This is a genomic window from Streptomyces sp. SM11, from assembly GCF_002910905.1.
In the GTDB taxonomy this organism is placed as follows: Bacteria; Actinomycetota; Actinomycetes; order Streptomycetales; family Streptomycetaceae; genus Streptomyces.
Genome location: NZ_NEUE01000306.1, coordinates 13,451 through 39,640, shown reverse-complemented (window position 1 = coordinate 39,640; position 26,190 = coordinate 13,451). Strand labels below are relative to the sequence as shown.

23 protein-coding genes and 1 pseudogene are annotated in these 26,190 nt (G+C 73.0%); 14 read left to right on the top strand and 10 right to left on the bottom strand.

Annotated elements, in window-relative coordinates:
• Nucleotides 1-93 precede the first annotated feature (93 nt).
• Nucleotides 94-1,218 carry a hypothetical protein gene (locus tag B9S58_RS36020; protein WP_258045245.1) on the bottom strand — a complete coding sequence of 375 codons (1,125 nt, stop codon included), beginning with the start codon at nt 1,216-1,218 and terminating at the stop codon, nt 94-96.
• Between B9S58_RS36020 and B9S58_RS36015 the strand changes: the two genes are divergently transcribed.
• Entirely contained in the window at nt 1,132-1,800 is a 669-nt protein-coding gene (locus tag B9S58_RS36015; protein WP_103536068.1) for a response regulator transcription factor, read from the top strand. The genes B9S58_RS36020 and B9S58_RS36015 overlap by 87 nt on opposite strands.
• A pseudogene (locus tag B9S58_RS36010) lies at nt 1,797-2,939 on the top strand (sensor histidine kinase). Before B9S58_RS36015 ends, B9S58_RS36010 begins: the two are co-directional and overlap by 4 nt.
• 9 nt (nt 2,940-2,948) lie before the next feature.
• On the opposite strand, the gene B9S58_RS36005 reads toward B9S58_RS36010, so the two are convergent.
• On the bottom strand, nt 2,949-3,704 hold the full coding sequence (locus tag B9S58_RS36005; RefSeq protein ID WP_103536067.1) for an SIS domain-containing protein: 756 nt from the start codon (nt 3,702-3,704) through the stop codon (nt 2,949-2,951).
• A 247-nt stretch (nt 3,705-3,951) separates the two neighbouring features.
• On the opposite strand from B9S58_RS36005, the gene B9S58_RS36000 reads away from it, so the two are divergent.
• Together B9S58_RS36000 and B9S58_RS35995 are read left to right on the top strand one after the other, a co-directional pair.
• Nucleotides 3,952-4,644, top strand: a complete 693-nt coding sequence (locus B9S58_RS36000; protein WP_103536066.1) for a metal-dependent transcriptional regulator — start codon at nt 3,952-3,954, stop codon at nt 4,642-4,644.
• Nucleotides 4,645-5,243: 599 nt separating this feature from the next.
• Nucleotides 5,244-6,128 (top strand): alpha/beta fold hydrolase, encoded by an 885-nt coding sequence (locus tag B9S58_RS35995; protein WP_103536065.1) that lies wholly within the window; start codon nt 5,244-5,246, stop codon nt 6,126-6,128.
• Nucleotides 6,129-6,176: 48 nt separating this feature from the next.
• On the opposite strand, the gene B9S58_RS35990 is transcribed toward B9S58_RS35995, so the two are convergent.
• The 3 genes from B9S58_RS35990 to B9S58_RS35980 form a co-directional block, all read right to left on the bottom strand.
• The gene (locus B9S58_RS35990) at nt 6,177-7,817 is read right to left on the bottom strand and encodes a transporter (RefSeq protein WP_103536064.1); all 1,641 of its coding nucleotides are present in this window, start codon (nt 7,815-7,817) and stop codon (nt 6,177-6,179) included.
• Nucleotides 7,814-8,641 (bottom strand): ABC transporter ATP-binding protein, encoded by an 828-nt coding sequence (locus B9S58_RS35985; RefSeq protein WP_103536063.1) that lies wholly within the window; start codon nt 8,639-8,641, stop codon nt 7,814-7,816. Before B9S58_RS35985 ends, B9S58_RS35990 begins: the two co-directional genes overlap by 4 nt.
• Nucleotides 8,642-8,703: 62 nt before the next feature.
• The gene (locus B9S58_RS35980) at nt 8,704-9,390 is read right to left on the bottom strand and encodes a bifunctional DNA primase/polymerase (protein ID WP_103536062.1); all 687 of its coding nucleotides are present in this window, start codon (nt 9,388-9,390) and stop codon (nt 8,704-8,706) included.
• A 289-nt stretch (nt 9,391-9,679) separates the two neighbouring features.
• Here B9S58_RS35980 and B9S58_RS35975 point away from each other — a divergent pair, with 289 nt between their 5' ends.
• Both B9S58_RS35975 and B9S58_RS35970 read left to right on the top strand, forming a co-directional pair.
• Entirely contained in the window at nt 9,680-11,062 is a 1,383-nt protein-coding gene (locus B9S58_RS35975; RefSeq protein ID WP_103536061.1) for a transcriptional regulator, read from the top strand.
• 191 nt (nt 11,063-11,253) lie between these two features.
• On the top strand, nt 11,254-12,816 hold the full coding sequence (locus B9S58_RS35970; RefSeq protein ID WP_103536060.1) for a hypothetical protein: 1,563 nt from the start codon (nt 11,254-11,256) through the stop codon (nt 12,814-12,816).
• 48 nt (nt 12,817-12,864) lie between these two features.
• On the opposite strand, the gene B9S58_RS35965 is transcribed toward B9S58_RS35970, so the two are convergent.
• Complete coding sequence (locus B9S58_RS35965; protein WP_103536059.1) at nt 12,865-14,136, bottom strand: ABC transporter substrate-binding protein; 1,272 nt, start codon at nt 14,134-14,136, stop codon at nt 12,865-12,867.
• Between the two features lie 174 nt (nt 14,137-14,310).
• Between B9S58_RS35965 and B9S58_RS35960 the strand changes: the two genes are divergently transcribed.
• Nucleotides 14,311-14,757 (top strand): hypothetical protein, encoded by a 447-nt coding sequence (locus B9S58_RS35960; RefSeq protein WP_103536058.1) that lies wholly within the window; start codon nt 14,311-14,313, stop codon nt 14,755-14,757.
• Nucleotides 14,758-14,785: 28 nt separating this feature from the next.
• Nucleotides 14,786-15,688, top strand: coding sequence for a formyltetrahydrofolate deformylase (gene purU / locus B9S58_RS35955; protein ID WP_103536057.1), 903 nt, complete (start codon nt 14,786-14,788; stop codon nt 15,686-15,688).
• Between the two features lie 78 nt (nt 15,689-15,766).
• Here the strand turns inward: purU and B9S58_RS35950 are convergent, their stop codons facing one another.
• The gene (locus tag B9S58_RS35950) at nt 15,767-17,158 is read right to left on the bottom strand and encodes a zf-HC2 domain-containing protein (RefSeq protein WP_103536056.1); all 1,392 of its coding nucleotides are present in this window, start codon (nt 17,156-17,158) and stop codon (nt 15,767-15,769) included.
• The gene (locus tag B9S58_RS35945) at nt 17,155-17,748 is read right to left on the bottom strand and encodes an RNA polymerase sigma factor (protein WP_103536055.1); all 594 of its coding nucleotides are present in this window, start codon (nt 17,746-17,748) and stop codon (nt 17,155-17,157) included. Before B9S58_RS35945 ends, B9S58_RS35950 begins: the two co-directional genes overlap by 4 nt.
• A 329-nt stretch (nt 17,749-18,077) precedes the next feature.
• Here B9S58_RS35945 and B9S58_RS35940 point away from each other — a divergent pair, with 329 nt between their 5' ends.
• A complete protein-coding gene (locus B9S58_RS35940; protein ID WP_103536054.1) occupies nt 18,078-18,452 on the top strand; it encodes an STAS domain-containing protein in 375 nt (124 codons plus the stop codon).
• Between the two features lie 84 nt (nt 18,453-18,536).
• Nucleotides 18,537-19,058 carry an EF-hand domain-containing protein gene (locus tag B9S58_RS35935; protein WP_103536053.1) on the top strand — a complete coding sequence of 174 codons (522 nt, stop codon included), beginning with the start codon at nt 18,537-18,539 and terminating at the stop codon, nt 19,056-19,058.
• Between the two features lie 99 nt (nt 19,059-19,157).
• Here the strand turns inward: B9S58_RS35935 and B9S58_RS35930 are convergent, their stop codons facing one another.
• On the bottom strand, nt 19,158-20,729 hold the full coding sequence (locus tag B9S58_RS35930; RefSeq protein WP_103536052.1) for a class I adenylate-forming enzyme family protein: 1,572 nt from the start codon (nt 20,727-20,729) through the stop codon (nt 19,158-19,160).
• Nucleotides 20,730-20,896: 167 nt separating this feature from the next.
• Here B9S58_RS35930 and B9S58_RS35925 point away from each other — a divergent pair, with 167 nt between their 5' ends.
• From B9S58_RS35925 to B9S58_RS35905, 4 genes are all read left to right on the top strand, one after another.
• Entirely contained in the window at nt 20,897-22,090 is a 1,194-nt protein-coding gene (locus B9S58_RS35925; RefSeq protein ID WP_103536051.1) for an amidohydrolase family protein, read from the top strand.
• An 11-nt stretch (nt 22,091-22,101) separates the two neighbouring features.
• Nucleotides 22,102-23,256 (top strand): acyl-CoA dehydrogenase family protein, encoded by a 1,155-nt coding sequence (locus B9S58_RS35920; RefSeq protein ID WP_103536050.1) that lies wholly within the window; start codon nt 22,102-22,104, stop codon nt 23,254-23,256.
• Nucleotides 23,257-23,263: 7 nt separating this feature from the next.
• Entirely contained in the window at nt 23,264-24,259 is a 996-nt protein-coding gene (locus B9S58_RS35915) for an acyl-CoA dehydrogenase family protein (RefSeq protein WP_103536049.1), read from the top strand.
• Between the two features lie 407 nt (nt 24,260-24,666).
• Nucleotides 24,667-25,173, top strand: a complete 507-nt coding sequence (locus B9S58_RS35905; RefSeq protein WP_103536047.1) for an ATP-binding protein — start codon at nt 24,667-24,669, stop codon at nt 25,171-25,173.
• 30 nt (nt 25,174-25,203) lie between these two features.
• On the opposite strand, the gene B9S58_RS35900 is transcribed toward B9S58_RS35905, so the two are convergent.
• Nucleotides 25,204-26,130, bottom strand: a complete 927-nt coding sequence (locus B9S58_RS35900) for a cyclase family protein (RefSeq protein ID WP_103536081.1) — start codon at nt 26,128-26,130, stop codon at nt 25,204-25,206.
• Between the last annotated feature and the right edge of the window lie 60 nt (nt 26,131-26,190).

The following is a 26,190-nucleotide window of genomic DNA, read 5'->3' as shown; positions in this document are numbered from 1 at the left end:
GGCCCGACGCCCGGCCCCCCCACCTCGCGTGCGGCGCGCTTCCGGCCACCCGCCGGGCCACGGCGGCAAGGGTGTGCCGGGCCCGACGGGGTCTTACCGGCGGCGTCGGCGGCTGCCCGTGAGGCCGGCCCCGTCGGGGGTACGGGCCGCCGTGCGGGCGGTCTTCTCGTGGCCCGCGTCCCCGACGACCTCCGCGAGCGCCGCGTAGTAAGCCGTCGGCCGGGACTCGAAGTCCGCCCAGGTGGCCGGCTCGTCCGCGTCGGCGTCCGGGCCGCGCAGCAGGTCGACCGAGGCCTGGGCGAACCGCTCCGCCAGGCCCTCCCGCTCGGCCTCGGCCAGCACGAGGCGCAGCTCGGTCACCGCCGCCAGGACGTTGTCGCGCTCGTACGGACCCGTCCGCAGCATCTCCCGGACCCCGGCCGCGGGTTCGGCGGTGACCAGTAGCGGCTCCAGCCGCGCGGCCAGTTCCTCGCCCACACGTCCGGCGTCCCGCGCGTCCGGACCGGCGTCCACCAGGACCCGCAGTGCGGCGAGCAGCGCGGTGGTGCGCGGCTCGGGGCCGCGCGCGTCGAACCGTACGGTCACCTCCCGGCCCACCGCGTCCGCCGTCCGCCGGGCCGCGGCCGTCGTCCACTCGGCCATGTCCCGTCCCATGCCCAGGAATTGCGCGAGGGCCCACGTTCCGGCGTGGAGCACGTCCCGCACCGTGCGGACGCCGCCCTCCTCCAACTCCTGGGACCGCGGCCGCTTCTCGGCCAGACCCCGCATCCGGCTCACCGGGATCCGGGCCAGCTCGCCGTCCACCAGCTCCTGGTGCAGCGGAGCCCAGGCCGTCCGCACCGCCTCCAGGGCCCGGCGGTGGTCCCGCGCCACCGCGTCGGCGGCCTCCATGAGCCTCGTCGCCCGGCGCAGCACCCCGGGCCGCACCCCGCGTGCCCGGCGCAGCGAGCGGATGTTCCCGCCGACGAGGCCGGCGGTCGTCAGGAGCAGCCCGGCCGCGACGTACGCGTCGGAACGCTCGATCTCAGGGGCGAGGGGGAGCGGGGCGAGGATGCCGACGACGGTGAAGTAGCGGTCGTCGATCCACACCTGCCGGCCCGGGGCGGTGATGCCCAGGCGCTCCGCCGACACATGGCCGAGGACGACGGAGGGGTAGCGGCCGGTCGCCGCGTTCAGCCAGCTGCCGCTGCTGACCTCGCCGCGCAGGACGCGGAGCAGGCCGGCCGTCGTCGCCCTGACCGCGATCCCACCCGTAATCTGCCGGGGCTGCACGGCGACGAGGTGTGCCGCCGGGTCGTCGCCCTGCGCCTGCTGACCCGGATCCTGATGCTCACCGCCGCGGGGACGGTACGGGACCGGGTGGCCGGCCTCGGACTCGGCGCCGACGACTACCTGACCAAGCCGTTCGCGTACGACGAACTCCTCGCCCGGGTCCTGGCCCTCGGCCGCCGCGCCCGCCCCGCCCTGCCGCCGGTCCTGGAACGGGCCGGACTGCGGCTGGACACCGCCCGCCGCCAAGTCTGCCGCGACGGTCGTTTCCTTTCTCTCTCCCGCAAGGAGTTCGCCGTGCTGGAAACCCTGCTGCGGGCCGAGGGCGCGGTCGCCAGCGGTGACGACCTGATCGAGGAGGTGTGGGAGCAGGACACCAGCTACCGCACCAACGCGGTCCGCGTCACCCTCTCCAAACTCCGCGCCAAACTCGGCGCGCCCCCGGTGATCGAGACGGTCCCGGGCGCCGGCTACCGCATCGGGGACGGCAGCCCCGACGGCCCCGCGGCGGGCACCGGGAGCACCCGGTGAACAGTGAGCGCACCCGTCTCGCCGCGCTGTACGGCGGACTGCTGGTCATGGCCGGCGTCCTGCTCGTGGCCATCGTCTATCTGCTGGTCAGCGAGGGCGTGTACGCCAGCATCGTCACCGCCGTCGCCCCGGCGGTCCCCGCCCCCGGGCTGGACTCCGCCGCCACCACCCCTACTCTGCCGTCGTCGGACTGGGCGCGGACCGCGGTACTCGAACCCGGCCAGATCGCGGTCGCGCAGAAGGTCGGCACCGCCGCCGGGGACGCCGCGCTCAGCCAGCTGCTGACCGTCTCCGGGGTCTCCCTCGCCGTCTACTCCGCGCTCTCCGTCGCCCTCGCCTGGTGGATGGCGGGCCGGGTGCTGCGGCCGGTCGGCGTCATCACGGCCCGCGCCCGCCGGCTCTCCGGCTCCAACCTGCACGAACGCCTCGCGCTGAAGGCCCCGCCCGGCGAGCTGAAGGAGCTGGCCGACACCTTCGACGGGATGCTCGACCGGATCCAGGAACTGGTCGCAGCCCGGCAGCGGTTCGCCGCCAACGCCGCCCACGAACTGCGTACCCCGCTCGCCGTTGCAGCGGGCCGCCGCCGAGATCGGGCTCGCCGACGACCCGCCGCCCGAGAAGGTCGCCTGGATCCGGGACAAGCTCATCGACACCGCCGCGAGCAGCGAGCGGCTCATCGAGGTGCTGCTGCTCCTCGCGGTCTCCGACGAGGGCCTGCGGCGGCGGGAGCGGGTCGCCCTGGACGAGACCACCACCACCGTCACCGAGGCGCTGGCCGCCGAGGCGGCGGAACGGGACATCGCCGTGGAGGTGGCGGCCCGGCCGGTGACGGTCGAGGGCGACGCGGTCCTGCTCGACCACCTCGTGCACAACCTGGTCGCCAACGCGCTGCGCCACAACCACCCCGGCGGGACGGTACGGGTCCGGGTCGGGCCGGAGGGTCTGGAGGTCGCCAACACCGGGCCCGTGGTGGACCCGGCGACCGTGCCGCTGCTGTTCGAGCCGTTCCGCCGCGCGCGGGCCTCGGGCTCTCCATCGTGGCGTCGGTGGCGCGGGCGCACGGCGGGGACGCCGGCGCGAGCGCCAACCCCGGCGGCGGGCTGACGGCCCGGGTCGTGCTCCCGGCGTGCCCCACCTGAAGCCCGGACTCAGTGGCGGTAGAAGATCCGGTCCCGGTACTCCGTCATGACCCGGCCGTTCCACTCGTGGCCGCCGTCGACGTTCCCCGAGCGCAGCATCGGCGGCTCGACGCCCCGGGCCACCAGCTGCTCGACGGCGGCCGCCAGCATCGCCTGCATGATCGCGCTGGTCACCACCGTCGAGGCGGGGGCGAAGGGGGCCTCGACGCCGGGGGCCGTCAGCTCCGCGTCGCCGATCGCGATCTTGCTGTCGAGGACGATGTCGCAGTGGTCCCGCAGGAAGCCGCCCGAGGCGTGCCGGGAGCGGGTGTTCTCCGCGTACGCGACCGAGGTGAGGCCGATGACCTTCAGCCCGAGGGCGCGGGCGTTCTGCGCCATCTCGACCGGCAGGGCGTTGCGCCCGGACAGCGAGACGATCACCAGGAGGTCCCCGGCGGTGGCGGGGCTGGAGTCCAGGACGGCCGAGGCGAGCCCGTCAACCCGCTCCAGCGCCGAGCCGAGCGTGGCGGGCATGACGTCCACGCCGACCGCACCGGGCACGGTGAGCAGATTCATCAGCGCGAGGCCGCCCGCACGGTAGACGACGTCCTGGGCGGCCAGCGAGGAGTGGCCCGCGCCGAAGGCGAAGAGCCGGCCGCCCGACTCGACGGTGTCCGCGACGGCCTTCCCGGCGGCGGCGATGCTGTCCGACTCCTCGTCCCGCACCCGCGTCAGCAGGCCGATGGCCGCATCGAAGAACTGACCGGCCAGCTTGCTGTCGCTCATCGGGGAGAGCCCTTTCGGCGGGGGACGGGACGGGTGGTGCGGGAGGGCTTCGGGCAGGCGGGGAACGCCCGTGCCGCCGATCACGTTGCGGTCTGGACCAGTGGCCTGTCAATAGCGCCCCTCGACCCTGCCCGTTCGCACTTCCACCGGGTCTTGCACTGAGGCGGCACGGTTGTCGGCGCTATGCGTCAGAATTGGTGCAGGGCCATCGCACGACGTTTTCTAGTCACAGCATCGAGGGGCACGTATGTCCGGACTGATCGACACCACGGAGATGTATCTCCGCACCATCCTCGAACTGGAAGAGGAAGGCGTGGTCCCCATGCGCGCCCGCATCGCTGAACGGCTGGACCAGAGCGGTCCGACCGTCAGCCAGACGGTGGCCCGCATGGAGCGCGACGGACTGGTCCAGGTCGCGGGGGACCGCCACCTGGAGCTGACCGAGGAGGGCCGCCGCCTCGCCACCCGCGTCATGCGCAAGCACCGGCTCGCCGAGTGTCTGCTCGTGGATGTGATCGGTCTGGAGTGGGAGCAGGTCCACGCCGAGGCCTGCCGCTGGGAGCACGTGATGAGCGAGGCGGTGGAGCGGCGGGTGCTGGAGCTGCTGCGCCACCCGACGGAGTCGCCGTACGGGAATCCCATCCCGGGCCTGGAGGAGCTGGGCGAGAAGGCCGAGGCCGACCCGTTCCTGGACGCCTCCATGGTGAGCCTGGCCGACCTGGACCCGGGCACCGAGGGCAAGACCGTGGTGGTGCGGCGGATCGGGGAGCCGATCCAGACCGACGCCCAGCTGATGTACACGCTGCGCAGAGCCGGGGTGCAGCCCGGGTCCGTCGTCAGCGTGACCGAGTCGCCCGGCGGGGTGCTGGTCGGCTCCAGCGGGGAAGCGGCCGAGCTCGACTCCGAGGTCGCCTCGCACGTCTTCGTCGCCAAGCGCTGACACGGTTGCCGCCCGGCGCCGGGCGGCAACCGGCCCGGTGCCGGTCACGGCAACACAACCGTGATGTGCGCTTTCCGATTTCCGTCCGGAATCGCAGCGGCCGGACGCGTCACATGCCAGGCTGAGGCCAGGCAGAGGACCTGAGGGTGTCGGCCGGCCATGGCCCGCACGGTCGGGGAGGGAGCAGGGAATGCGCCCGTCGTACCACCACGCGCGCCGCACGGTGCCCGTCGCGCTTCGGAATGCCCTGGTCCCGGCCGCTGCGGGGCGGTTCGCGGCGTCGCCTGCCATCGTTGTCGGGGCACCCCCCGGGGGTCGTCCCCGGACAGGGGGTGGCCCCGGCGTCCGAAGGCGCCGGGGCCGTTCCTCCCCTGTGCTGACCTGGAGCCCCGAGCTCTCAAGGTCAGTTCCCGCGGGCCCCTGTCCCCGAGCGGCCCGCCTCCCGCTGAAGATCTCCCCAGGCCGGCCGACGCCAATCCTTGATGGGTGTCACTCGAACGTGGGGTCTTGGGTGACGGAACCCTGTTATCGAATAATAGTTCGATAGCCTGGCGGGGTAGCCACACGGTGATCGAGGACCAGAAGGGGGTGCCAGGACTATGGTGCAGCGCATCGATGTGACCGGAACCGACGGCGTACGCCTCGCGGCATGGGAGTTCGCCGACCCGCCCAAGGAGCGCGCGGAAGCGGACGGCGCTCCCGGGGTCTTACTGCTGCACGGGCTGATGGGCCGGGCCTCGCACTGGGCCCCGACCGCCCGCTGGCTCGCCGAGCGGCACCGCGCGGTCGGCCTCGACCAACGGGGCCACGGCCGGAGCGACAAGCCCGCCGACGGCCCGTACACCCGTGACGCCTACGTCTCCGACGCCGAGGCCGCGATCGAACAGCTCGGGCTCGGACCCGTCACCGTCGTCGGCCACGCCATGGGAGCGCTCACAGGCTGGCAGCTCGCCGCCAAGCGCCCCGACCTCGTCCGCGCCCTCGTCGTCTGCGACATGCGGGCCTCCGCCCTCGGGGCGGCCTCCCAGCGCGAGTGGAGCGACTGGTTCGACTCCTGGCCGCTGCCCTTCGCCACCCTCGCCGACGTACGGAAGTGGTTCGGCGAGGACGACCCCTGGGTGGAGCGGCCGAACCCCTCCCGCGGCGAGTTCTACGCCGAGGTGATGGCCGAGCGGGAGGACGGCTGGCGCCCCGTCTTCTCCCGCCGCCAGATGCTCCGCTCCCGCGCCACCTGGGTCTTCGACGCCCACTGGGAGGAGCTGGCCCAGGTCCGGTGCCCCGCGCTGGTGCTGCGCGGCCTCGACGGGGAGCTGGGCCGCGCCGAGGCCCAGGAGATGGTCCGGGTCCTGCCCCGCGGCCAGTACGCGGAAGTGGCGGACGCGGGCCACCTCGTCCACTACGACCAGCCGGAGGGCTGGCGGGCCGCGGTGGAACCCTTCCTGGAACAGTTCGCCGAGGACGACCGCGAACCGGTCTCCCGGTAGCCCCGGCGGACCGGACCGGACCGGACCGGCGGACCGGCCCGCCGGCGCTCAGCCCTTGCTGACCGCCGTCAGGATCTCCGGCAGCCGGTTCGCCGTGCGCACCGCGGCGAACCGCAGCCCCGCCCACCCGACGATCGCCCCGTAGACGAGCCCTCCCGGCACCATGAGCCACAGCGCGCCGTGGTGGTCCGAGAGGTGCATCCAGATGGTCGGCACGATCACCGGCGCCGACAGCAGCGCGGCGGCCAGCATGCCGCCGAGGATCGAGATCCAGGCCAGACCGCCCTGCCCCGGCACCACGTTCTTGAACGCGCCCTCCTGCGGAATCGAGTACGGGAACAGCGCCGAGGCCACCGCCCCCGTCGCCAGCATCGAGCCCAGCAGTGCGAACGACAGGCCCAGCGCCCCCGGCAGCGACCGCCAGTCACCGATCATCGCTGCCGTCACCAGACACAACGCGAGCGTGAACGGCAGCGTGATCACCAGCAGGACCATCGCCCGCGCCCGCAGCTCGACGAACGCGTCCCGGGGGGAGGAGATCGTCAGCGCCACCATCCAGAACGCCGAGGTGTCCTGGCCGAACTGGTTGTACATCTGCATACCGAGCATGCCGGCGGCGAAGCACGCGAGGTAGACCGAGCCGGTGCCCTGGACCGCGTTGAGCAGCGGGACGATCGCCCCGACCGCCAGCGCCGTCACCCAGGCCGCCTTGGTCTTCGGGTCCCGTGCCACGTACCGCAGACCGCGCTGCATCACCGTCGCCGTACGCCCCTCCGGCAGCAGCGCCGACAGACCGCCCCGCCCGGACTCCTCACGGGCCGGCTCCGCCGCCGCCAGGGTCGAACCGTCCGGCGCGGTCATCAGCTTCACCAGGCTCCGCTGCCACATCCACATCAGCGCCACCAGGGCCGCCACGGTGATCAGTACCTGGAGGACCGCGACCCCGTACGAACCGTCCGAGGCCGTCCCCACCGCCCCCACGGCGGAGGCGCCGGGCAGCCAGCGGACCACGCCCGCCGCCGGGTCCAGCGCGGACAGCCCGCCGGACTGCCCGAGGCGCTGCGCCCCGAAGTTGACGAACTGGATGCCCATCGCGATCACCAGCCCGCTGAGCACCGCGAGGTCGCGGCCCTTGCGGGAGTTCAGCAGCCGTACGTTGGCCGTGGCCACCGCCCGGGACAGTGCCACGCAGAGCAGCATCGTCAGCGGGACCGCGAGCACCGCGAACACGATCCCCGCCGCCCCGTGCGCCGACGCGAGGACCGAGCCGACCACCAGGCACAGGGTGAACAGCGGGCCGATGCCGATCATCGAGGACACCAGCAGGGCCCGGACCAGCGGCTCGGGCCGCAGCGGCAGCATCACCAGTCGGGTCGGATCGAGGGTGTCGTCACCGCTGGGGAAGAACAGCGGAAGCACCGCCCAGCCGAGCGCCACGACACCCGTGAGCAGCACCACGACGGTGGCCGCGTGGTCGTTGCCGCGCAGCAGGACCAGACCGGTCACCTGGCCCGCGGCGAGCAGCAGGGTGAGGACGAGGGAGACGACGAACGCCGTCCTGCGCCCGGACGACTGCCGCAGCCCGTTGCGCAGGAGCGTCAGCTTGAGCCTGACGAAGACCGGGGTCAGGCCAGTCGTCTTCGGCGCCGCCGGGGCGGTCGCGGTGACGGGGGCGTCCAGCACGCTCATCGGGCGCCGCCCAGCCAGTCGAGGGAGTCGCCCGCGTCCCGGCCGCCCGCGCCGACCAGTTCGAGGAAGGCGCTCTGGAGCGAGGGGGCGTCGCCGCGCACCTCGGCCAGCGTGCCCCGCGCCTTGATCCGGCCCGCAGCCATCACGGCGACCCAGTCGCACAGCGACTCGACCAGCTCCATCACATGGCTGGAGAAGACCACGGTCGCCCCGGACCGGGTGTAGCGCTCCAGGACCCCGCGGATGGTCTGCGCCGAGACCGGGTCGACGCCCTCGAACGGCTCGTCCAGGAACAGCACTTCGGGGTTGTGGAGCAGGGCCGCCGCGAGCCCGATCTTCTTCCGCATGCCGGTGGAGTAGTCGACGACCAGCTTGTGCTGGGCACCCGCGAGGTCCAGCACGTCCAACAGTTGCGTGGCCCGCTTGTCGACCTCGTCGCCCGGCAGACCGCGCAGCCGGCCGTTGTAAGCGAGCAGTTCACGCCCCGAGAGCCGCTCGAAGAGCCGCAGCCCCTCCGGCAGCACGCCGATCCGGGACTTCACCCCGACCGGATCCGTCCACACGTCGTGGCCGGCGACCTCGATCTTCCCCATGTCGGGCCTCAGCAGCCCGGTGACCATCGAGAGCGTCGTCGTCTTGCCCGCCCCGTTGGGCCCCACCAGACCGATGAACTTCCCCGCCGGCAGCTCCAGATCGATCCCCGCGACGGCGACCTGCTCCCCGAACCGCTTCCACAACCCCTGTACGCGGACGGCGGGCGGTGCCTCGTGGGCACCACCCGTCGCCGTGTCTGTTTCCGTACGCGCATCTGCCCGGTCCGGCATGGCACAGCCTTTCGATATCCCCACGTGGTGGGGACCACCCTACGAAAGGCCCCAGACACCCCCTAGGAGGCCCGGGCGCGGGCGTCGGCCGCCTCACGGGCACAGGCGTACGCCAGCGGGCTGATCAGCTCGTCCACCTCGGGCAGCCAGCGGTTGCTGTGGGTGGGCCTCCGGGCCCATTGCACGGCCCCCCGGGCACCCACCCGGGTGGGCGGGGCGGCGATGTAGTGGCCCTCGCCCCGGCCGGTCAGGTCGATCGCCTCGGCGTTCCAGCCGAGCGCGCGCACCAGTTCGGCGGTCTTGGCGGCGGCCCCCGGCAGCACGAAGAACAGCATCCGGCGGTCGGGCGTGCAGGTGACCGGGCCCAGCGTCAGGTCCATCCGCTCCATCCGGGCCAGCGCCAGGAAGCCCGCGGACTCCGGGACCTCCAGCGCGTCGAAGGTCCGGCCGGTCGGCAGCAGCACCGAGGCGCGGGGCTGCCTGCTCCACATGCGCCGGGCCGCCGCCCCGCTGCCGGTCGCCTGACCCGCCCAGTCGGGCCGGTCCGCGTGGGCCCCGGGCAGGGCGCAGCCGGCCTCGCCGCACGAGCACCGCTCACCGCCGCCCACCGCCTCCAGCCAGGTGCCGGGGAACACGTCCCAGTGGCGCTCTTCCGCGTACCGCACCGCGGCGTCGAGCAGATGCTCGCCCCGCTGCTGAGGGACTTGTGCGGCTTCCGTGACTCCGATGGGCTCTTCCACGTCCAGCACAACTCCCGCCGTCACCAGGGGTTACGGCCTCCCCTGAACCGGGGCCGGTGCATCGATCCTGCACGCGGGGCGCATCGGTGCACGAGCGGGGGCGCGCGTGAGGCGTCGCACCGAAGGGCGGGTAACCACCTCCAGGACCGCCGCTCAGGACCGCGCCCGGGCCTCCGCGACGGCGCAACGCGCCATGTCCGTACCGAATGCCGATGGAATATGCGCATTTCTTGAGTATGTGCCGGGCAGTGATCCCTTCCACCGATCACTGCACATAACCGATGTTTCAGGGGGACATATGGCTGCAAGGCCTCTCGTAGCCCGTCAGCCCAACGAACGGCTCCAGTCGCTCATCCAGGAAGCCGCCAGTTCCAACGCGGGCCTCGCGCGCCGCGTGAACATGGTCGGGGTCGAGCGGGGTCTCGATCTGCGCTACGACAAGACCTCCGTGGCCCGTTGGCTGCGCGGACAGCAGCCCCGGGGCCGGGCCCCGGGCATCATCGCCGAGGCGCTGGGCCGCAAGCTCGGACGTACGGTCACGATCGACGAGATCGGCATGGCCAACGGCAAGAACCTGGCCTCCGGCGTCGGCCTCCAGTACGCGCCGACCGCCGCCGGGGCCGTCGAACAGGTCTGCGAGCTGTGGCGCAGCGACGTGGGCCGCCGCGATCTGCTCACCGGGTCGGCGGTCGCCGCGTCCGCGCTGGTCGAGCCCAGCCGGGACTGGCTGATCTCGGGCCCGGACGCGCAGGTCGAGCGGACGGCGGGGGCCCGGGTCGGGATGTCCGACGTCGAGGCGGTGCGGGCGATGACCGCCGCGCTGACCGACCTCGACCACCGCTTCGGCAGCGGCCATGTGCGGCCGGTGCTCGTGCACTACCTCAACAGCGTGGTCTCCGGGCTGCTTTCGGGTGCGTACCGCGAACAGGTCGGGCGCCGGCTGTTCGGCGCGGTGGCCCGGCTCACCGAGCTCGGCGGCTACATGGCGGTCGACACCGGCCAGCCCGGCCTCGCCCAGCGCTACTACATCCAGGCGCTGCGGCTCGCACAGGCGGCGGGCGACCGGGCGTACGGCGGCTACGTGCTCGCCGCGTCGATGAGCCATCTCGCCGCCCAGCTCGGCAACCCCCGCGAGATCGCCCAACTGGCCCGCGCCGCGCAGGAAGGGGCCCGGGGTCAGGTCACCCCCCGCGCCCAGGCGATGTTCTACGCGGCGGAGGCCCGGGGGCACGCGCTGCTCGGGGACGCCCGGACCTGCCACGCGGTGGCGGGGCGGGCGGTCGCCGCGCTGGAGCAGGCCGACCCGGACACCGGCGACGACCCGGTCTGGATCGCGCACTTCGACGCGGGCTACCTCGCGGACGAACTGGCCCACTGCCACCGGGACCTGGGGCAGGCGCACGAGGCCGCCCGGCGGGCCAAGGAGGCGCTGGCCGCGCTGCCGGAGACCCGGGCCCGGCGCCGGGGCATCGCGCTGGTGCTCCTGGCCTCGGCCCAGGTGCAGCAGCGCGAGGTGGAGCGGGCGTGCCACACGGGGACCCGGGCGATGGAGCTGCTGTCGACGGTGCGCTCCAGTCGGGGCGCCGAATACCTCGACGACCTCCAGCAGCGGCTCACGCCCTACGGCGAGGAGCCCGCGGTGCGGGAGTTCGGCGAGCGGCTGGAGCTCCAGGCGGCGTGAGGGCGGGCGGTCACCGATGCGGTCCGGGCCGCGCTCCCGGCGGTCCGGACACCCCCTAACAGCGTCGCGGGGACGCGGGATGTTACCCGCCCTGTGAAGGGGGCGTGAGAGGTACCACGCGCTTGGCGAAGGCGGGTGACCACCCGATAGCGTGAGCCGACGATTCCGTAGGTTCACACGTAGGAGTCCCGGTGACGCAGAGCGGACAGGGCGGACAGGGCGGCGAGCAGCAGCTCCCCGCCGCACGACCCGCGCACGAGGGTGTCGTGCTGCCCGCCGACGGCGGAGCCCCCTGGGCCACGGGGGCGCCCGCGGCCGGACAGGCCGGTCAGGGCGAGCAGGGGGCGCCCGCGGGCGGTCAGCCCTGGGGGCAGCAGTGGGGGCCGCAGTCCGCCGGGCCGCCGCAGCCGGACCAGCAGGCGCAGGGGCAGTACGGTTACCCGCCGGCGCAGCCCCTGCCGCCCGCGCAGCAGCCGCCGGGCCCGGAGGCGTACCAGCAGCCCGGGGCGTATCAGCAGCCTCAGCAGTCCCAGCGGCCCGGGGGATACGAGCCGCAGTACCCCCAGCACCAGCAGCAGCCGCCTCAGCCGCCGCAACACCAGCCCCAGCCCCAGCCGTACGCGCAGCCGCTGCCGCCGGAGGCCGGGCCGGTCGGTCAGGGCGGGCCGGGTGCTCAGGGAGTTCCCGGCGGGGACGCGGACGCCACGCAGTTCATCGCGCCCGTCCAGAGCGGCCCCGGCCCCGTGGGGCCCGTGCCGGGCGGCGGGGACGCCGACGCGACCCAGTACATACCCCCGGTGCCCGGAGGGGCGCCGTACGGGATCAGGCCCGGGGAGCCGGGGGACCGGCAGCCGCCCGCGGAGTTCGACAACCTGTTCCGTACGGAGGAACCGGCGGGCGCCACGCAGCAGATGCCGCAGTTCGACGCGGGGCGGCAGCAGCCCCCGCCGTACCAGCAGACCCCGCCGTACCAGCAGCAGGGCTACCAGGCCCAGCAGCAGCCCCAGGGCGGCCAGTTGCCGCCGCAGGACCCCGGGGGGCGCCAGTCCGGCCTCCAGGGCCTCCAGGGCCGCGCGGAGCAGGACGGGCCGCTCCCGCAGCAGAGCGGCGGGGCTCCGCGCCGGCGCTCCGCGCACGTCCCGCTGATCGCCGCGGTCGTCGCCGGCTGCGCGGTCGTCGGGCTCGGCGCCGGCTGGCTGATGAGCGGTGGCGACGATTCCGTCAAGGACGACAAGCAGCCGGTCGCGGCGCAGAGCTCACCGGTCGTCGAGCCCACCGCCAAGGCGGCGCCCGACCCGGCGAAGCCGCAGGCCGAGGCGCTGGACAAGCTGCTGGCCGACAGCAACAACAGCCGGGACACGGTGATCAGCGCGGTCGAGAAGATCAAATCCTGCAAGGACCTGGACCGGGCCGACACCGACCTCAGGGACGCCGCCCAGCAGCGCCGCGACCTGGTGACCCGGCTCGAAGGGCTGGCCGTGGACGAGCTCCCGCAGAACGCGAAGCTGACCGCCTCGCTGAACCGGGCGTGGAAGGCCTCGGCGGCGGCCGACGAGCACTACGCGACCTGGGCGCGGCAGGCCAAGAAGAACAAGTCCGTCTGCAAGGGCGGCCGGGCCCGGTCGACGAACGAGACGGCCAAGGGCAACGAACAGAGCGGGGTGGCCACCCGGGCCAAGCGCGAGGCGTCCAAGCTCTGGAACGCGATCGCGGTGGAACACGGCCTCACCGAGCACGCGTACACCGAGCTCTGACAGCCGGATCCGATACCGGCGGCGGACGCCCCGAGGCCTACGACAGGCTCAACCGCGCGGGGCGTCCGTCAGGGCTTCCGAGACGTCCACGAAGCCCTTCTTCTGGGCGGTGAGACGGCCCTCGCGGACCACCTGGAACGTCACCTTCGTGTTGACGATGCGCGGGTAACTCAACGTGCCGACCAGGTCCTTGAAGCGCCAGCGGAGCGTCGGGGTCAGACCGCCGGTGTCGACCTCGACGCCCCGGTTGAGGGCGGCCACGACCCGCCCGGAGGTGATGTCCTCGTCGCCGATCGCCCGGACGACCGCCCGCAGCGCCGTGTACGCGATCCACGTCGTCTGCACGGCGGTGTCGTCCGGGTCGATGCGGTTGTCCCCGAAGGCGTACTTCTCGATCACCTCGCGCATCTCCTTCCAGCGCGTGTTCTTCGCGTCCGGGTACCAGCCGGTGACGTAGGCGCCTTCGAAGGGGCTGTTCGGGCCGCCCGTACGGTCGATGAGCGGCTGGTTGACGCTGCCCAGCACGGAGGAGATCCTGACCTGCTCACCGTCCGGCTCCAGGCGGCGGAAGGAGTCGAAGAACGTCTCCGTACGGGTGCCGAGCACCGCCGTCACACAGCCGCCGTCGGACCGCTCCAGCGCCTGCGAGGCCTGCTCGTCGTAGGACGTGGCGTCCAGCGGGGCCAGGATGTCGGTGGAGGCGGGCCGGTCGGCGGCCATCAGCCCGTTGTTCAGGAGCGGCGGCATGCCGTCGCCGCCGATCGAGTCGGGCCGCACCAGCGAGACCCGCTCGCAGCTGTCGCCCAACTGCTGCCCGTGACCGGCCAGCAGCGCCGGCTGGCCGCCGTTGACGGGGTACGAGAGATAGCTGCTGAACTCCTCGATCGAGGCGCCGTAGCCGCCGATGTACGGGACGCTGCCCGCCTCCAGCGCGGGCATGAAGCTCTGCCCGTGGCGGCTGTACGAACCGACGACGGCGGCCACCTCCTTGTCGACCGCCTCCCGCGCGCACCGCTCGGCGCCGATCGGGGTGTCGGCCTCGTCGCAGACGACCACCCGCAGCTCGCGCCCGTCGATGCCGCCGGTGTCGTTGACCCAGCGGGCGTACGTCTGCGCCATCGCCGGCACCCCGGCCATACTCACCGCGTTGATGTCCTCCGACCGGTCGGGAGCCCAGGTCATCACGGTGACGGGCTCCCTGGATCCCCCCGAGGCCCCAGGGAGCACACCGCAGCCGGACAGCAGTACTGCCCCCGCCGCCGCCGCGCTGATGACGCCCGGGAAGGGGCGGGGAAAGGTGGGGCGTCGCCGTCCGGTCATGTACCAGGACCCTTCCGGGCCCCGGGTAACGACGCGGTGTGCTGTTCTCAACGCACAGTGACGTCCAGGTGAATTTCGGGGGCCCGTGCGGGGACGGTGTGAAGGAACGTACGATCGACGACCGTGCAGCAAGGTTCGGAGAACTCTTCCCGTCGCGGCCGCCGCTCCTCCACCATGGGCGGCATGCCGCTCACTGACATGCCGTGGTGGCGCTGGCGCACCAACGTGCGCTCGGCGCTGCACATGCTCTCCGACGCCGCCTTCCACCACGAGTGCTGGCTCGCCGGCCGGGAAGGGTACGGGGACGTCACCGACGCCGTGTACCGCCTGGTCGAGGACACCTGGCTCGACAACTGGTCCGCCGAGAAGTACGTCGGCACCATATTCAGGGACTCCGCCGAGGCCGCCGCCGTGGACGCCGCCGCCCTTCGGGTGCTGCGGATCATGCACCAGGTCGGCGCGGACGCCCCCGTCTCCGCCTATCTGGAGCACCCCGGCTGGCCCGAGGCCGTCCACGCGGCCCGCGAGGCCCATGTGATGCTCGCCACCAACGACGCGGAGGATCCGGACATACCGCCGCACTCGCTGGACGTCATCCGCATCATGACCAGGGCCGCCTAGCGACCGGCGGGTGTGGCACGCTACGAGGATGACCGCGCCGCAGCCCGCCCCCGCCTCCGCCGCCGCCCCGGACGCCGCCGCGACCGAGCAGTACGTCCTCACGCTCTCCTGCCCCGACAAACAGGGCATCGTGCACGCCGTGTCGAGCTATCTCTTCATGACCGGCTGCAACATCGAGGACAGTCAGCAGTTCGGGGACCACGACACGGGCCTGTTCTTCATGCGCGTCCACTTCTCGGCCGACGCCACCGTGATGGTGGACAAGCTGCGTGCCAGCTTCGCCGCGATCGGGGAGGCCTTCCGGATGGAGTGGCAGATCCACCGGTCCGCGGAGCGCATGCGGATCGTGCTGATGGTCAGCAAGTTCGGCCACTGCCTCAACGACCTGCTCTTCCGCTCCCGCACCGGCGCGCTGCCGGTCGAGATCGCGGCCGTCGTCTCCAACCACACGGACTTCGCCGACCTCGTCGCCTCGTACGGCATCCCCTTCCGGCACCTCCCGGTGACGAAGGACAACAAGCCGGAGGCCGAGGCGCGGCTCCTGGAGCTGGTCCGCGAGGAGGACGTCGAGCTGGTCGTCCTCGCCCGCTACATGCAGGTCCTCTCCGACGACCTGTGCAAGCAGCTGAGCGGCCGGATCATCAACATCCACCACTCGTTCCTGCCGAGCTTCAAGGGCGCCAAGCCCTACCACCAGGCGCACGCGCGCGGCGTGAAGCTGATCGGCGCGACCGCGCACTACGTCACCGCCGACCTCGACGAGGGCCCGATCATCGAGCAGGAGGTCGAGCGCGTCGGTCACGACGTGACGCCCGACCAGCTCGTCGCCATCGGCCGGGACGTGGAGTGCCAGGCGCTGGCGCGCGCGGTGAAGTGGCACGCGGAGCGGCGCATCCTGCTCAACGGCCGTCGTACAGTGATCTTCGCGTAGCCGAAAGGCCTTGGGCGGCCGCCCCCTGATGGCCGGCCGCCCTCTGATGGCCGGCCACCCTCTGATGGCCGGCCGGTCCTACAGCCGGCTGAGTGCGGCCGCCGCGAACAGCACGTCGCGGATGGCCTCGCGGTCGCCCTCCTGGCCCGCGGCCGCTTCCACCGGCGAGATGTGGCCCGCGACGAGCCGGCAGAACTCGACCCCGTCCAGGGCCACCTGTGCCACCGTGCGGTCGGGCGAGCCGACGGCGGCCGGCGAGTCCAGCGCGATGTACCAGTCGCCTCCGCCGTTGCCCTCGATCTCCAGATGGACCGAGCGGCCCGGCGCACCGGCCGCGACCAGGTCCTTCGCCGGTCCGGCCAGCCCGGCACGGCGGCGTCCCGCCAGGGCGGCCGGGAGCATCCGGGCCGCCAGGTCGATCATCCGGTGCAGATGGGCCGCCGACGGGGCCTGGTACGGGTAGTCGACGGCGTCGGCGATGTCCCCGCCGTGTACCCAGCACTCGAAGGCGCGGTCCAGCAGTGCGTCCTGGAGCGGCAGGGCGAAGGCCCGGTAGAAGACGGAGGTCTCGGCGACGTTCCGCCCGGCGAAGGACGCCGTACGGATCAGCTCGTGGTTCTGGGCCCGCCAGGGCTCGCGGACGGCCCGGGTGGGCGGCGCGACCGTCGCCGACCAGTACGACTCGGTGCGCTCGGTGGGGTCCAGCGGCACCTCGCCGCCGCCGAGCGGGTCGTCGAGGCCGAGGGCGGCGGACAGCAGCCCGTCGACCGCCATCAGGTGGCCGAGCACGCCGGCGACCGTGGTCCTGCGGCTGACCTCGCGCTCCTCCTCGAACCACCGCAGGCGCACCGGCGCGTGCCACTCGGAGTCCCCGATGTCGCGGAGCAGCGCGTCGAGCCGGGCGGTCTCGGCGTCGTACGGGGCGGCCCACTCCGGTACCGGGATCCGGGCCGGGCGGCGGCCCAGGCAGCCGTCGATCACCCGGGACCGCAGCGTCGGGTCGAGGTCCAGGGAGCCGTCGGTTTGCAGCAGCCCCACCGCGCCCCGCAGCCGCAGGGCCTCGTCCGCGCACGGCGCGCACTCGGTGAGGTGGTCCTCCACGGCGGCGGTCTCCCCGGCCGAGCAGGCGGCCAGCGCCCAGGCGCCGAGCAGGGACTTGAGTACCCGGTGGGGGAGGACCGGGGCGGAGGCCATGAGCGGCTCCGGGGCGGGGTCCGGTGCGGGCTCGGGTGCGGGCCCGGGGCGACCGTGCGCCGGGGCGGGTGCCTCCGGTACGTCGCCCGACGCGGACTGCGGCTGCGACTGCTCCGGCACGGCCTCGTCGGGGGCGGTCCCGCCGGGCGGCGGCAGGGGAGGCAGCGCCACCGACTCCAGGCCGAGGTCGTCCGCCGCCCCGCGCGGGCCCGGTATCCGGTGGGCACCGCGCACTTCCTCCTCGCCGCCCTCGTTCGCGCGTCCGTCGCCGTTCACCGGGCCCGTCCGTAACCGGGCGGCGAGGACCCTTCGGGCGGGCGGGCGTTCGCCGTGGAGAGCAGCTGCAGCCCCAGCCGCAGCCGGCGGCGTGCCTCGTCCTCGGTGACTCCGAGATCGGCGGCGGTCTGCCGGTAGTCCCGGCGCTGGACGTACGCCAGTTCCAGGGCCTGCCGCAGCGGTACGGGCATCGAGGAGACGATGTAGTCGGCGCGGGCGGCGGCCGTGGCGCCGCGCACCCGCCGCTCCAGCTCCTCCGGGTCGGGCGCCGTGCCCTCGCCGTGCTCCGCCTCGTACGAGGAGGTCGCGGCGCGGCGCAGCCGCTGGACGGACCGGCGGTGGGTGAGGTGGGCCACCCAGGAGCGCATCGAGCCCTGCTTCGGGTCGTACGCCTCGGGGTCCTCCCAGACCTGGGCGAAGACCTCGCGGGTCACCAGGTCGGCGGCGTCCTCGTCGTCGAGCATCCGGTGCGCCTGGCTGTGGACCAGGGCCGCGAACCGGTCGTAGAGCTCTCCGAGCGCCGCCGCCTCGCCGCGGGCCAGCCTCTGCTGCATCCGGCGGTCCCAGCGGGGTGCCGTGTCCTTCGCCATGAACCCCCCAGCCCCGGCCCTGTCGCCCAGCTCCGTGATCCGCCCTGTGCCCGTGCGGACCGAATGTAGTCCGCCGGGTGTGCGGCGCACGCGCCTTTGTGGCAACTCTCTTCCCGCGGCGCGTGGCCGACGACGGTAGTCGATTCTCGGCCCGGATGCCTCCTCGGCCGCGCTGATCAGCGAAAACGGGCCGAAGTTCTTCTTTCCGCCGGAAACGTCCTGGGCCTCGGTGGGTGCGTCGGTGTTTCATGGGGGTGCGGTTGGGCAGCCGCGTCGAGGAACGGAAACTTCCGGACTGCCGGGAGCCCCGGAACGAGAGGTCCAGTCGCGTGACGCTCAAGGTGGACGAGGCGGAGCAGGGCTTCTGGACCGTGCTGCGCGTCAGCGGTGAACTCGATCTGGCGACTTCACCCGTCGTGCGCCAGTCCGTACACGAGGCGGTGGCGGAGGGGCAGCACGATGTGGTGCTCGATCTGTCCGAGGTGTTCTTCTGCGACTCCAGCGGCGTCGGCGTGCTGATCGCCTCGCGCCGGCTGATGAAGTCCTGCGGCGGCCGGCTGCGGCTGATCCTCCCGGCCCGGGGAGCGGAGGACGGTTCGCATGTCAACAAGGTGCTCGGGGCGCTCGGGGTGCGCCGGCTCTTCGAGGTCTACCCGGACGTGCTGACCGCGACCGACGAGGAGTGCAGGCCGCTGAGCGCCTGAAGCGGTGGGCTCCGATGCGAGGTTGTCACACAGGAGGAGCTGCGCGGTGACACGTGAGCGCTGCGGGCGTCGTACGCTCCCCGCATGGACAGCGCAGAGTACGAGCGAAAGATCGCGCACCGATTCGCCGCCTTCGACCAGGACGGCAACGGCTACATCGATCGTGCCGATTTCAATGCCGCAGCCGCCCGTCTGCTCACCGAGTTCGGTACGACGGCCCGCTGTGACAAGGGGCAGGCGCTCTACACCGGGGCCGAGGCCTTCTGGCAGGGCATGGCGGGGATCGCCGATGTGGACGGGGACCAGCGGGTCACCCGTGAGGAGTTCGCGGGCGGGGCGGTGAAGCGGCTCCGGGACAATCCCGAGCGGTTCGCCGAGATCGCCCGGCCGTTCCTGCGGGCCGTCATCGCGGTCGCGGACGGCGGGAACGACGGCAGAGCGCCGGTGGCGGAGGTCGAGCGGGCGCTCCGGGTCCTCGGGGCGAGTGCCGAGATCGCGGGCATCGCCGCCCAGAGCCTGGACACGGACCGGGACGGGCGGGTCGCGGAGAGCGATGTGGTGGCGGCGTTCGCCGTGTACTTCACGGTGATCGAGCCGGACGCGTAGGAGTCCCGGGCGTTGCGGGGGCGGAAACCGGCCCGCTACGGGGGCGGTGCGCCGCTCCCGTGACGCGGCTCCCGTCATGCCGCTCCCGTCTTTCCTGTCTCACCCGCCGAACCGTTCCCGCAGCTTGTATTTGAGTACCTTGCGCAGCGTCTCGTTGCGGGGCAGGGCGTCGACCACCTCCAGCTGCTCGGGCACCTTGTGGACGGACAGGCCCGCTTCCCGCAGATGGGCGGAGAGCGCGGCCAGGGTCAGGGGCGGGGCGCCCGGGGGTTGTTCGACCACCGCGCAGACGCGTTCGCCGCGCTCCGGGTCGGGCAGCCCGATGACCGCCGCGTCGGCGACGGCGGGGTGGGTGTGGAGCAGGTCCTCGATCTCCTTGGCGGAGATGTTCTCGCCCTTGCGGATGATGATGTCCTTCAGCCGCCCGGTGAGCGTGAGATGCCCGCTCTCCTGGACCCGGCCCAGGTCCCCGGTGATCAGGAACCCCGCGGCGTCGAACGCCGCGGCGGAGGCTTCCGTGTCCAGGTAGCCCCGGCAGACCGCTTCCCCGCGCAGCCGCACCTCGCCCTCCACGCCGTACGGGAGCGGCTCGCCCCGTTCGTCGGTGATCCGGATCTCCATCCCCTCCGGCGGCCGCCCCTCGGTCAGGGCCAGGTTCTCCACCGTGTCGTCCGGGGTGCCCATGGTGATCATCGGGACCTCGGTCATGCCGTAGCCGTGGGTGAGCTGGACCCCCATCTCCCGGACCACCGCGTGGTGGACCTCCGGCGGCTTCGGCGCACCGCCGCCCGCGAGGAGGCGGAGGGACGGGATGAGCGGCCGGTCAGGGGCCTTGCGCTGCTCGGCCAGGAACATCGCGTAGAACGCGGTCGAGCCGCCGGCCACGGTCACCCCGTGTCGCCGGTACTCCGCCAGCGCGTCCGGCAGCGCGAACTGCTCGAACATCACCGCCGGGAACCCGTACAGCAGCAGCATCACCGTGTAGTCGGGCCCGGCGACATGGGCGTACGGGAACGCCATCGAGCCCACGTCCCGCACCGAGAGCTTCAGCGCGTGGGCGAGGCAGGAGCCGCCCGCGATCAGGGAGCGGTCGGTGTGCAGGACACCCTTGGGGTCGGAGGTGGTGCCGGAGGTCCAGTAGATCCAGCGGACCTCTGTGCCGGACGACGGCGCGGGCGGCGGCGGCAGCACGGACGGGTCGCCGTCGGGGAGGACGTCGTACGCCTCGAAGACCTGCGGCGGGCCGGGGAGTTCCGCGGTGATCCGCTCGGCCATCGTGGTGTGGTCGAAGCCGCGCCACACGCCGGGCACGGCGAAGAACGCGGCCCCCGACTCCCGCAGCGCGAACCGCACCTCGCGGTCCCGGTAGAACGGGATGACCGGCGTCTGTACGGCCCCGAGCCGGGACAGGGCGAAGGAGAGCAGGGCCGTCTCCGGCCGGGTCGGCAGCTGCCAGGCCACCACGCTGCCTGCCCGCACGCCCATTCCGTACAGCCCGGCGGCGACCCGCTCGGCGCGGTCCCGCAGCTCGCCGAAGGTCAGGGTCCGGTCCTCCTGGAGCAGGACCGGCAGGCCGGGGGTGAGGGCGGCACGGCGTTCGATCAGCTCCCAGAAGGTGCGCGAGGCGCCCAGGGCGTGGGCGGATGCGGTCACGTCGTTCACGGCGGTCACAGCGGTCCCTCCGAACTGACGAGCAGTCAGATAATGCGGAGAGCGTAGGGCTGCGCGCCTTGTCGGTCCAGGGGTGCGGGGCTAGCCTGAGTTCCGCAAGCGAATCTGACGGGTCATCAGAAACCCGCATCCGGGACCACGCCGGGTGCGCCGGAGGGGACGACACCATGACGGAACTGCCTCGGATCGTCAGCGTCGACGACCATGTGATCGAGCCCGCACACCTCTTCTCCACCTGGCTGCCCGCGAAGTACCGCGAGCGCGGGCCGCAGCCGCTCACCGCGGGCATCGGGGAGCTGGCGTACACCGGCGGGAAGTACGTCATCACCATGGACCCGGACGGGCCGGCCACCGACTGGTGGATCTACGAGGACCTGAAGTTCCCGTACAAGCGGAACATCGCCGCCGTCGGCTTCGACCGCGACGACATGACGCTGGAAGGCATCACACGGGCCGAGATGCGGCCCGGCTGCTGGGATCCGGCCGAACGCCTCAAGGACATGGACCTCAACCACGTCGAGGCGTCCCTCTGCTTCCCGACCTTCCCGCGCTTCTGCGGGCAGACCTTCGCCGAGGCGCACGACAAGGACGTCGCCCTCGCCTGCGTACGCGCCTACAACGACTGGATGGTCGAGGAGTGGTGCGGCGACAGCGGCGGCCGGCTGATCCCGCTCTGCATCGTTCCGCTCTGGGACATCGACCTGGCCGTCGCGGAGATCAGGCGGAACGCGGCGCGCGGGGTGCGCGCGGTCACCTTCTCCGAGATCCCCACCCATCTGGGCCTCCCGTCCATCCACACCGGCTACTGGGACCCGTTCTTCGCGGTCTGCCAGGAGACCGGCACGGTCGTCAACATGCACATCGGGTCCAGCTCCCAGATGCCCGCCGCCTCCCCGGACGCACCCCCCGCCGTGCAGGCCTCGCTCTCCTTCAACAACGCGATGGCCTCGATGATGGACTTCCTCTTCAGCGGGGTGCTGGTGAAGTTCCCGGCGCTGAAACTGGCCTACAGCGAGGGCCAGATGGGGTGGATCCCGTACGCCCTGGAGCGTGCCGACGACGTCTGGGAGGAGCACCGGGCCTGGGGCGGGGTGCGCGATCTGATCCCCGAGCCGCCGTCCACGTACTACTACCGCCAGATGTTCTGCTGCTTCTTCCGCGACAAGCACGGCATCGCGTCGCTGGACGTCGTCGGCCGCGACAACGCCACCTTCGAGACCGACTACCCGCACGTGGATTCGACCTTCCCGCACACCAAGGAGGTCGCCCTCGACCACGTCAAGGGACTGGACGAGGAGACCATCCACAAACTGATGCGCGGAAACGCGATCCGGATGCTCGGCCTGGACCTGGACGAGTAGGCGGCGGCGTCGTGGATCTCGCGTACACGGAAGCCGAGGAGGAGTTCCGGCGGCGGCTGCGGGAGTGGCTGGCCGCCGTGCTCCCCGGCCTGCCCCCGAAGCCCTCGCCCGACGACTGGCCCGCGCGCCGGGCGTACGACACCGCCTGGCAGCGGATGCTGTACGACGCCGGGTACGCGGGCCTGCACTGGCCGGTGGACGCGGGCGGGCGGGGCGCGACCCCGACCCAGCACCTGATCTACCTGGAGGAGACGGAGAAGGCCGGCGCCCCCTACGTCGGGGCGAACTTCGTGGGACTGCTGCACGCCGGGCCGACGGTCGCCGCCGAGGGCACGGCGGAGCAGCGGGCCCGCTGGCTGCCGCCGGTGCTGCGCGGCGACGAGATCTGGTGCCAGGGGTTCAGCGAGCCGGACGCGGGCTCCGACCTGGCCGCGCTGCGGACGCGGGCCGTGCGCGACGGTGACACCTACGTGATCAGCGGCAGCAAGATCTGGACCTCGCACGCCGAGGTCGCCGACTGGTGCGAACTGCTGGTGCGTACGGATCCGGCCGCGCCCAAGCACCGGGGGATCAGCTGGCTGGCGATGCCGATGGACGCACCCGGCATCACGGTCCGGCCGCTGCGGACGCTCGCCGGGTCCACGGAGTTCGCGGAGGTGTTCCTCGACGAGGTCCGGGTGCCCGTCTCCCATCGCGTGGGGGCGGAGAACGACGGCTGGCGGGTCACCATGGTCACCCTCTCCTACGAACGAGGTACGGCCTTCGTCGGCGAGGTCGTCGCCTGCCGCCGCACCCTGGACGCGCTCGCCGACGAGGCCCGGCGCAACGGGAAGTGGGACGACGCGGTGCTGCGCCGGCGCCTCGGCGGACTCAACGCCGAATTCCGGGCCCTGTGGCGGCTCACGCAGTGGAACGTGGCGGAGTCGGAGCGTACGGGCGGGGTCCCCGGCACCGGCGGCTCGGTCTTCAAGCTGCGTTACTCCGGGGCCCGCCAGGAGCTGTACGAGGCGGCGGCTCAGGTGCTGGGGGCGGACGCGTTCGACACCGACCGGGAATGGGTCCTGGACCGGCTCTCCTCCCTCTCCTACACGATCGCCGCGGGCACCTCCCAGATCCAGCGGAACATCGTCGCCGAGCGCATCCTCGGCCTGCCGAAGGGGCGCTGAGGCCACCGTGGACTTCCAGCTCTCGGACGACCAGCGGGCCCTGCGGTCCGGCATGCGCGACCTGCTCGGGGCGGTGTTCGACCGGGACCGGCTGCGGTCGGCGGTGGACCGGGGCGGGGCCCTGGACCGGGCCCTGTGGCGGGAACTGGGCGCGGCCGGGTTCTTCGCGCTGCGGCTGCCGGAGGAGGCGGGCGGGGTGGGCCTCGGCCTGCCCGAGGCGGTGCTGCTCTTCGAGGAGGCGGGCCGGGCCCTGCTGCCGGGCCCCCTGGTCGCCACCCACCTCGCGGCGGGCCTGGTGAAGGGCGCCGCCGAGGGCGAGGCGGTGGTGACGGCCGTGGACGGGGAGCTGCCGGTGGCGCACCTGGCGGAGGCGGACGCGGTGCTGGTGGGCGCCGAGGCGCTCGCCGGGGAGGCGCTGCGCGCCTTCGTCGCCGCCGCCCGGCCCGTACGTTCGGTGGATCCGCTCACGCCGCTGCACCAGGTGGCGGGGCTCGCGGCGGCCACGGAGGCGTACCCCGGCGCACTCCGCCACGAGGGGGCGCTTCTCACTGCTGCCGAACAGCTCGGCAGCGCCGCCCGTACCACCGAGACGGCCGTTCAACACGCCGGGGACCGCAAGCAGTTCGGATCGCCCATCGGATCGTTCCAGGCGGTCAAACATCTCTGCGCCGACATGCTCGCCCGCACCGAGCCGGCCCGCGCCGCCGTGTACGCGGCCGCCGTGACCGGCGACCCGGTGGAGATCGCCGCGGCCAAACTGCTCGCCGACGAGGCGGCCGTACGCAACGCCCGCGACTGCCTTCAGATCCACGGCGGGATGGGCTTCACCTGGGAGGCAGATGTTCACCTCCACCTGAAACGGGCCTGGCTCCGGTCCGCGAGCCGGCTCGACCGGGCCGGGGCGGAGGAGCTCCTGGCCGCCGGTCTGGGGGCCGCGCGGCCGCTGCCCGGCGGCTCGGCGGCGTCCGGCCGGGGGGTCCCGGAAGCAGGGGGTGGAGGGTGACTCAGCGCAGCCGCGCGGTATCGGTACCGGCTTGTGCGCTTTGCGTGATTCGTCACCGGGTGGAGTCGGGGCCCGGCTCGGGTACGCTCCGTGGGATGCGAGTGGTTCTGGAACCGGGCGATCCGGGGGCGGCCTGTGCGGCGGCCCCGGTCCGGGGCGAGGGCTCTCGCCGGAGATGTGCCGGGCCTGCCCGAAGAGCGTTTCTCGTGGTCTCTGCGCGCTCCTGTTCGACTCCCCGCAGCGTGCGTCGCGCAGTATGCACCACGCGTACTCCTTCGCGCTGGAATATGCCCGAAGCGCTTGTTGCGGTGACTGTACGTCAACCATGCTGTCGCGTAAGGGAATCACGTTCCGTGACCCTGAGGAGGCGCGAGGCGATGTGTCCGCCGGTTCGGATGGTGTGAGCGGTGCAGGTGCTTCAGGTTCAGCTGGAGGTCGGTCCGGATCCCGCAGAGGTGGGGCGGGCCCGTAGGTGGGCGCGGTCGCGTCTGGCCGGTTCCGGGATAGAGGATGACGAGCCGCTCGCCGAGACGCTCATCCTGCTGATCTCGGAGCTGGTCACCAACGCCGTGGTCCACACGGGCTGTCCGGCTGTGCTGCGGATGCTCTTCGGCGGGGCCGGGGCCGGGGCTTCCGGCGCGGCCGGGACCGTCCGGGTCGAGGTCGCGGACGCCAGCGACTGCCCGCCGCTCCAGCGGCACGCGGAGGGCGACGACACGGGCGGCCGTGGCCTGGAGCTGGTGGACGGCCTCGCGGACCGCTGGGGCTGGCTGCCGGAGGGCGCCGGGAAGCAGATCTGGTGCGAGGTCGACCGGGGCGGCCCGGTGCGGGTCCGGGAGACGCCCTCGGTCGTCGCCGGCCAGGGCGGCGAGGTGTGCGAACCGCCCTCCTGCCTCTTCACCAACCTGGCCTGAGGTCGGCCCCCCTCCCTTCCCGTACGCCGTTCACAGGACCGCGACCGGGGCGACCGGTGAGCCGGTGGCCCCGGCGAACGGCTCCGGCGTCGCGCTGAGCAGAAAGGCGTGCCGGCCCTCCTCCACGCAGGCCTCGGACAGCGCCTCCAGGTTCCAGTTCTGGCCCTGGAGCAGGCCCATCTCGACCAGGTGCAGCGCGTGCACCGGCATCCACAGGTCCTCGATCTCCGGCGGGAAGATCTCGAAAGTCAGGGTGTCGTTGGCGACGGCGGCCACATCCCGGGCGTGGAACCACTCGGGCGTGCGCACCGAAAGCCCCGGCGACGGATAGCCGTACGTGCTCCGGTCCCCGTCCAGCGCCACCCGCACCTGCCCGGTCCGTACGAGCACGATGTCCCCGGCCCGTACGGTCACCTCCCCGAACTCCTCCGCCGCCGCCAGGTCCTCCGGCGTCACGGCGTGGCCCCCGGGCAGCCGGTCCACCCCCCGGGCGCGGGCCACGTCCAGCAGCACCCCGCGCGAGACGAGGTGCTCCACGCCGGCGATCGAGGAGAACCGGGCCCCGTCGTGGGCGGTGATCGTGTCCGCCGGACGGCCGTTGTAGATCTTCCCGCTGTGCGAGACATGGGGCAGGGCGTCCCAGTGCGTCGCGGCCTGGAGCCCCATCGTGACGGAGTCGTCGCTGGTGGCGACCGTGCCGGGGCCGAAGATCTCCTGGTTGATCTGGACCATCGTGTGCAGCGGGTTGATCCGGCCCGGGATGAGCCCGCTCTGTACCCCGTCTTGCTGGAGCGGCAGGGCGAGCGGTATCCGGCGGCCGGTTCGCACGGTCGCGACGGCCTCCCGGACGACGGCGTCGGTGATCAGGTTGAGCGTCCCGAGTTCGTCGGCCCCGCCCCAGCGGCCCCAGTTGTTGACGCGCTTCGCGATCTCGTGGAACCCGGCCGGCAGGGACATGGGGACCTCCAGGGTCTTGTGCCGGAGCATCCGGCTGCCCATAAAATCTAACGGTCCGTC

Bases quoted from the DNA above. Each gene is read 5' to 3' on its own strand.
- B9S58_RS35900 (WP_103536081.1), bottom strand. From the start codon at position 26,130: ATGTCCCTGCCGGCCGGGTTCCACGAGATCGCGAAGCGCGTCAACAAC.
- B9S58_RS36015 (WP_103536068.1), top strand. From the start codon at position 1,132: ATGGCCGAGGACGACGGAGGGGTAGCGGCCGGTCGCCGCGTTCAGCCA.
- B9S58_RS35935 (WP_103536053.1), top strand. From the start codon at position 18,537: ATGGACAGCGCAGAGTACGAGCGAAAGATCGCGCACCGATTCGCCGCC.
- B9S58_RS36005 (WP_103536067.1), bottom strand. From the start codon at position 3,704: ATGAGCGACAGCAAGCTGGCCGGTCAGTTCTTCGATGCGGCCATCGGC.
- B9S58_RS36000 (WP_103536066.1), top strand. From the start codon at position 3,952: ATGTCCGGACTGATCGACACCACGGAGATGTATCTCCGCACCATCCTC.
- B9S58_RS35975 (WP_103536061.1), top strand. From the start codon at position 9,680: ATGGCTGCAAGGCCTCTCGTAGCCCGTCAGCCCAACGAACGGCTCCAG.
- B9S58_RS35985 (WP_103536063.1), bottom strand. From the start codon at position 8,641: ATGCCGGACCGGGCAGATGCGCGTACGGAAACAGACACGGCGACGGGT.
- B9S58_RS35965 (WP_103536059.1), bottom strand. From the start codon at position 14,136: ATGACCGGACGGCGACGCCCCACCTTTCCCCGCCCCTTCCCGGGCGTC.
- purU (WP_103536057.1), top strand. From the start codon at position 14,786: ATGACCGCGCCGCAGCCCGCCCCCGCCTCCGCCGCCGCCCCGGACGCC.
- B9S58_RS35925 (WP_103536051.1), top strand. From the start codon at position 20,897: ATGACGGAACTGCCTCGGATCGTCAGCGTCGACGACCATGTGATCGAG.
- B9S58_RS35960 (WP_103536058.1), top strand. From the start codon at position 14,311: ATGGGCGGCATGCCGCTCACTGACATGCCGTGGTGGCGCTGGCGCACC.
- B9S58_RS35990 (WP_103536064.1), bottom strand. From the start codon at position 7,817: ATGAGCGTGCTGGACGCCCCCGTCACCGCGACCGCCCCGGCGGCGCCG.
- B9S58_RS35945 (WP_103536055.1), bottom strand. From the start codon at position 17,748: ATGGCGAAGGACACGGCACCCCGCTGGGACCGCCGGATGCAGCAGAGG.
- B9S58_RS35995 (WP_103536065.1), top strand. From the start codon at position 5,244: ATGGTGCAGCGCATCGATGTGACCGGAACCGACGGCGTACGCCTCGCG.